Consider the following 6,255-nt stretch of genomic DNA (forward strand, 5'->3'; position numbering starts at 1 on the left):
ACGACCTGCCGGCCGGTGGAACGCGCGCATTGCGCTCGATGTCGTTGACCAGGCCGATGCCGTCGGTGTTGTCGGCATGGATGTCGCCATCGGCCGTGAAGCGCAGCGTGTTGACCGCGCCCGCCAGCGTGGCGCGCTCGCTGGTGTGCTGCGCGATGCTGGCGGCGTCGAACTTGAAGGGCACGGTGACGTTGCAGCCGCCCGCGTGGTCGCCGCGTTCGGCGGCCTCGCGCCGGAAGGCAGCGATGCCCTCGGCGAAGGCGCCGAGCGCGACCAGCCGGCGCTCGTAGGCGATCGGCTGGTGGCAGAGCTCGGCGAAGCGGGCATGGATCCACGGCGAGCGGCTGTGCTCGACCGGGTTGCCCATCACGCAGTACAGATCCATGGCGCGGGTCTCCTGGCTTCTTTTTCTTCGGCGGGCCGTCGCGGCTACTGCGACGACAGCTCGATGGTCTCGTCGCGCGTGAAGCGGAAGCGCGACTGGATCACGATCTGGTCGGTCTGGCGGCGCATCGCGTCGGTGAACTTGCCGAAGCTGCCGATGCTGCGCACGATGGCCTGGGCGCGGCGGTCGAGCGTGGTGTTGCCCGAGCTCTCGTCGATCACGGTGTCGAGCAGGCTGCCGTCGTGGTTGATGGTGATCGTCATCTTGAGTTCGCCGTAGAGCTTCTTGCCGGCCGCGGTCGGGAAGTTCTCGGTGCCGCGCACCTCGATGCGCCGGCGCAGCGAATCGACGTACAGCGCATAGGCGGCCTCGCGCGTCGACGGGCTCAGGTAGCGCTTCTTGGGGCGCGCGTTCTCCTCGTTCACGCGGCGCTCGATCTCGGCCAGCAGCTCGACCATCTGGCGGCGCTTCTCCTCGCGCGCGGTGGCTTCCTTGGGGTCGCCGCTCACGCGCGGATCGGGCGGCGGCATGGCCGCGAGATCGCGCTTGAGCTGGGTCAGCAGCTGCATCTGCTGCTGCTGCATCAGGTCGACCTGGCGCTGCGCCTCCTCGGCGGAATCGCCGACCGCGCTGAAGGAGGAGGGCGGCAGCGGGCTGGTGGCGCGGCCGCGCTCGAGGTCGCCGCCGCCGGCGAGCGAGGTCTGGGCCATCACACGGGCCTGGGGATCCGGCGCTTCGTTGGTCTTCGAGTTGACGAGGATCACTTCGAGCGGCGTCTCGGTGAACGCGCGATTGAAGGCCTCGGGGTCGACGAAACGCACCGCCAGCAGCGCGGCATGCGCGATGACGGACACACCCAGCGCAATCTGCAGGGTGCTCAGATCCTTGAGGTTCATGCGGGCGCGTTCTCCACGGCCGCTCCCGCGTCGGGGGCGGCATCGCCATCGGCCAGGTCGACCGCGATCGCGATCGGGCCGGCGACCACCTCTTCCTCGTCCTCGGCGTCGTCCACCGCGCCGGCCGCGGGCGCATCGAGGCGCTCGAGCACGGTGCCGCTGACGTCGAGCGCGATCTCGTCGATCTCGCCGAGCTTCACGCGCAGGCGCGCGCCGCGTTCCTGCTGGCCGGCCACCGGGAACACCAGCGGCAGCGCGTCGGCCCGCACCAGCGCGCCGTTGGGCAGGTCCTTGATGACGGTGGCCTCGAGCTCGGTGATGCCCTGCTGCTCGAGGTACTTGAGGGTCCAGAAGCGTTCCATGCCGCCCTGGTAGCCGTTGTAGGCCGCATAGGCCGCGTCGAAGCCCGAGAGGATCGAGAACAGGTCGGCGTCCTTGGGCTTGAACGGCGCGGCCAGCGCGGCGGTCTTGCCGTGGCGCGCGGCCGCGATGATCTGCCACTGGTTCACCAGGTCGGTGTAGCGGCGCAGCGGCGAGGTGCTCCAGGCATAGCTCTTCACGCCCAGGCCCGCATGCGGCAACGCGCGCGTGCCCATGCGCACCTTGATGCCGGGCGCGAGGCTGGCCTGGCTGCGGTAGAGCCCGGGCACGCCGAGTTCGCCGAGCCAGCCGCCCCAGCTGCTGTTGGCCAGGATCATGGCCTCGGACACGATCAGGTCGAGCGGCGCGCCGCGCTGGCGCGTCGTGATCTGCACCTGCTCGGCACCCGTGGGTTCGGCGCCGTCGTTGCCGACCAGGCGGAAGTTGTAGTCGGGCCGGTTGAAGTTCTCGGGCTTGCCGCGCACGACCTCGCGCTGCGCCTTCAGCTGACGCGCGAGGCGGTGCAGGAACGAGAGCTGGGGGCGGAAGCGCGCGGCGGCGGCCGGCGTGTCCTCGTGCATCACCGAGCTGTCCTCGAGCCAGGACTGCGTCACCACGTGGTCGAGCTGGTCGTGGCGCAGATTGGCGGCGATCGGCACGCGCTCGAGCCTGGTCTCGGTGGACTGCAGTTCGAGCGTGGCTTCGTCGAAGCGCGCATAGAGCGACACGGCGGGGCGGTCGGCGCCCTCGAGCAGCGTGTAGGTGTCGACCACCGCGTCGGGCAGCATCGTGATCTTGTAGCCCGGCATGTAGACCGTGGACATGCGCGCGCGCGCCACCTGGTCGATCGCGCTGCCGGGCGCGAGCGCGAGGCCCGGCGCGGCGATGTGGATGCCGACCGTGACCGTGCCGCTGCCCAGGCCCTGCACCGAGAGCGCGTCGTCGATCTCGGTGGTCTGCGAGTCGTCGATGGAGAAGGCCTCGACACCTTCGGCCAGCGGCAGTTCGTCGACGATGGCGGGCGCCGTGAGCGCGGGGAAGCCCGTGCCCTTGGGGAAGTTCTCGAACAGGAAGCGGCGCCAGTGGAACTGGTAGGGCGAGTCGATCGCGCCCGCGCGTTCGAGCAGCTCGAGCGGCGCGCGCTGCGAGGCGCGCGAGGCTTCCACCACCGCCTTGTATTCGGGCGCGTTCTTGTCGGGCTTGAACAGGATGCGGTAGAGCTGCTCGCGCACCGGCGCGGGGCACACGCCCTCGGCGAGCTGGCCGGCCCATTCCACGATCTGCGCCTGGATCGCCTTCTTCTTCTCGATCGCGGCCAGCGCCTGCTGCACGATCTCGGCCGGCGCCTTCTTGAAGCGCCCCTTGCCCGCGCGGCGGAAGTAGTGCGGCGCCTCGAACAGCGCGAACAGCGCCGCGGCCTGCTGCGCCAGCGAAGGCTTGTCGCTGAAATAGTCGGCCGCCAGGTCGGCGAAGCCGAATTCGCCCTCGGCGGCGAATTCCCAGGCCAGGTCGAGGTCCATGGCGGCCGCGAGCGCGCGCGCCTCGGCGATCAATTCGGCGGGCGAGGGCTTCTCGAACCGCAGCACGATGTTGGCGCCCTTGACCTTGACGCGCTTGCCGGTCTCGAGCTCGACCTGCGCCGAGGCTTCCGCCTCCGACAGCACGCGCCCGCCGAGGTATTTGCCGGCTTCTTCAAACAATACAAACATGGGCCGGATTCTCCCATGCAGGCGGGGCGGGCCTGTGGCGCGGGAGCCGCAGGCCCCCGATTGGCGCGTTATGGAATTGGGTTGATGAAGGCCATCACGTCGTCGAGATGGCTCTTCTTGAAGTCCGACAGCGCATGGTCGCCGCCCTCGATCAGCTTGACGCGGCTGTCGGCGTAGCGCGCCGACATCTCGTGCCAGTCGAGCACCTCGTCGCCCTTGGCGATGACCGCGAACACGCGCTCGGGGCGAGTCAGCGAGCCGACCTCCATGGCGCGCAGCTCGTGGATGTACTCGGGGCGGAAATAGAAATGCTCGGCCGGGTCGTGCCAGGCGCTCTGGTCGCCGATGTAGAGCGTGAGGTCGCGCGCCGGATGGACGGCCGGGTTCAGCAGCACGGCGCGGCAGCGCGTCATGCCCGCGACATAGGTGGCGTAGAAGCCGCCGAGCGAGGAACCCACCACCGCCATCGACTTGCGCGGCCAGTCGGCGATGCCCTTCATCACCATGTCGATCGCATCCTTGGGCGAGGGCGGCAATTGCGGGCACCACCAGTGCAGGTTCGGATGCCGCTGCGCCACCCGGTCCGCCACCGCGCGCGCCTTGGTGGAACGGGGCGAGGAACGGAAGCCGTGCAGGTACAGCAGATGGGTGGTTTGTGGTTCCATGCGGGGGGGCGACGGAAAGCGCGTCGATGGCGCGCTGCTTGCGAAGTCCAGGTAATTTTGCATGAGGTCCGTGCCCATCAGATGGCGTCGAGGCGACAAAAACCCCGCGATGCGGGCTTCCCGGAACGGGAGGAGGTCCTCGATGCCTGCGTGGCGCGGCCGGGGCACAACGCGAAAGTATTCATCGCGTGTTCGCATGCCGTGCGCTTCGGGGGGCGACCAAATTCGAAGACGGTTCGAGTGTGTGGGCGAAGCGCGCGATGCACATCCCATGAAAGGGTGAGGCTTCGCGGACCTGCGACAGCGTGCGCAGGCTTATGCTTCGGCCCCATGACTAACGAGGACCCCCATGACGCTACGTCCCGCCGCTGGGGCGTGCTCGTGGTCGAGGACGACAGCCGCGCGCGCGCCTTCTTCGAGACCAGCGTGCAGCGCAGCCCGCAGCTGTTCTGGCTCGGCAGCGCCGGCACGGTGAACGAGGCGCTGGGCTGGCTCGCGCGCACCGCCACCATTCCCGACGTGCTGCTGGTCGACCTCGGCATGCCCGACGGCACCGGCCTCGACGTGATCCGCGACGCGGTCGCGCGCTTTCCGGGCTGCGAGCCGCTGGTGGTGTCGGTGTTCGGCGACGAGGAGAACGTGCTCGCGAGCATCGAGGCCGGCGCCGTCGGCTACATCCACAAGGACGCCGCGCCCGAGGACATCGCCCAGACCATCGTCGAGATGAAGGCCGGCGCCTCGCCGATCTCGCCCATGATCGCGCGCCGCGTGCTCGCCAAGTACCGCAGCCTGCAGTCGGCCAGCGTGCCGGGCACGGCCGAGCCGGAGGCCGCGCCCGATGCGGGCGAGCGCGCGCTGCTGTCGGCGCGCGAGCACGAGGTGCTGACCTTGATCGCGCGCGGCTTCTCGTACGCCGAGATCGCGCGCCTCAAGGGCCTGAGCGTGCACACGGTGCAGACCCACATCAAGAACCTCTACGGCAAGCTCGCGGTGCATTCCAAGAGCGAAGCCGTGTTCGAAGCCACGCGACTGGGGCTGCTGTCGCGCTCTGGCTGAGACGGGACATCCGTGCTCCGGACCCTGCGCGGGCGGCTGCCCGCGACGCCGATCGCGCCGTGGCTGCTGCTGCTCGTCCTGGCCCTCTGGAGCGGGTGGGCCGGATGGGCGCATGCCGCCGACGCGCCGATCGAGCTGCGCCGCGGCACGGTCACCACCGAGGTCGACGGCGTGCGGCGCAGCGAGCCGGTCGAGTTGTCCTACCACTGGGACCGGCAGCACCGCGGCCGCTCCGGCTTCGCGAGCTTCGACCTGCCCTTCGAGCTGGCGGCCGCGCCGAGCATGCCCTGGGGCATCTTCATTCCGCGCACCGGCAACGTGTTCGAGGTGGAGCTCAACGACGCGCTGCTGCAGGTCTACGGTGACCTCTCGCGGGGCAACGGTGCCGACTACGCCAAGGCGCCGATCTACGTGCCGGTGCCCAGCGAGCTGCTGAAGGCGGGCCGCAACCAGCTGCAGATCCGCATCCGCGCCGACAGCGCGCGCCGTGCCGGGCTGTCGCCCGTGTTCATCGGCCCGGCCGACCCGGTGCGCAACGGGCTGTTCGAGCCGGCCTACGCCTGGCGCTTCACCGCCTCGGTGCTGCTGACGGCCTTCAGCCTGATCGTCGGCGCCATCGCGCTGGCGCTGTGGGTCACGCAGGTCGACGCGACCACGGCCGGGCAGCCGCGCCGCGACGGCATCTACCTGTGGGCGGCGCTGGCCGAGTTCTGCTGGGCGATCCGGGTGGCCGACGGCGTGATCGCCGAGCCGCCGCTGCCCTGGGTCCCCTGGGGCGTGCTGATGGCGGCCTGCTACGCCGGCTGGGCCGCCTCGGCCATGATGTTCTGCTACCACCTGGCCGACTGGGGCCGCACGGCGCACACGCGCTGGCTGCGCTGGCCGTTGCTGGCCGTGGTGCTGGGCACCGTGGTCTCGACCACGCTCGCGCTGCAGCGCGAGGAGCCGATCTGGCTCACCGGCTGGCTCGCGATCGAGATCGTGGTGATCGCGGTCTTCGTCGGCGCCTTCGTGGGGTCCACGGCGCGGCGGCCCAGCGCCGAGCGGCTGCTGGTGGCGGCCGCGGCCCTGCTCACGCTGGCCTTCGGCGTGCGCGACTGGCTGGTGATCCGCCTGAGCGACGCCTACGGCGAAACCACCTGGGTGCGCTATTCGTCGGTGTTCTTCGGCATCGCGCTGCTCTT

4 protein-coding genes and 2 pseudogenes are annotated in these 6,255 nt (G+C 70.2%); 2 read left to right on the plus strand and 4 right to left on the minus strand.

All coding sequences use genetic code 11. From position 1 onward, the window contains the following. From aroE to AC27VN_RS29525, 4 genes and pseudogenes are all read right to left on the minus strand, one after another. A pseudogene (gene aroE / locus AC27VN_RS29510) lies at positions 1 to 385 on the minus strand (shikimate dehydrogenase); the annotation flags it as partial. A 44-nt stretch (positions 386 to 429) separates the two neighbouring features. Next, on the minus strand, positions 430 to 1,281 hold the full coding sequence (locus tag AC27VN_RS29515; RefSeq protein ID WP_093353410.1) for an energy transducer TonB: 852 nt from the start codon (positions 1,279 to 1,281) through the stop codon (positions 430 to 432). Then, entirely contained in the window at positions 1,278 to 3,350 is a 2,073-nt protein-coding gene (locus AC27VN_RS29520; RefSeq protein WP_490878845.1) for a ribonuclease catalytic domain-containing protein, read from the minus strand. Before AC27VN_RS29520 ends, AC27VN_RS29515 begins: the two co-directional genes overlap by 4 nt. A 68-nt stretch (positions 3,351 to 3,418) precedes the next feature. After that, on the minus strand, positions 3,419 to 4,015 hold the full coding sequence (locus AC27VN_RS29525; RefSeq protein ID WP_208513130.1) for a YqiA/YcfP family alpha/beta fold hydrolase: 597 nt from the start codon (positions 4,013 to 4,015) through the stop codon (positions 3,419 to 3,421). A gap of 330 nt (positions 4,016 to 4,345) precedes the next feature. Here AC27VN_RS29525 and AC27VN_RS29530 point away from each other — a divergent pair, with 330 nt between their 5' ends. Beyond that, the gene (locus AC27VN_RS29530; protein WP_093353415.1) at positions 4,346 to 5,071 is read left to right on the plus strand and encodes a response regulator; all 726 of its coding nucleotides are present in this window, start codon (positions 4,346 to 4,348) and stop codon (positions 5,069 to 5,071) included. 12 nt (positions 5,072 to 5,083) lie between these two features. Then, a pseudogene (locus AC27VN_RS29535) lies at positions 5,084 to 6,255 on the plus strand (histidine kinase); the annotation flags it as partial.

Source organism: Variovorax sp. 20P10.2.4 (assembly GCF_058244205.1).

Bases quoted from the DNA above. Each gene is read 5' to 3' on its own strand.
- AC27VN_RS29515 (WP_093353410.1), bottom strand. From the start codon at position 1,281: ATGAACCTCAAGGATCTGAGCACCCTGCAGATTGCGCTGGGTGTGTCC.
- AC27VN_RS29520 (WP_490878845.1), bottom strand. From the start codon at position 3,350: ATGTTTGTATTGTTTGAAGAAGCCGGCAAATACCTCGGCGGGCGCGTG.
- AC27VN_RS29525 (WP_208513130.1), bottom strand. From the start codon at position 4,015: ATGGAACCACAAACCACCCATCTGCTGTACCTGCACGGCTTCCGTTCC.
- AC27VN_RS29530 (WP_093353415.1), top strand. From the start codon at position 4,346: ATGACTAACGAGGACCCCCATGACGCTACGTCCCGCCGCTGGGGCGTG.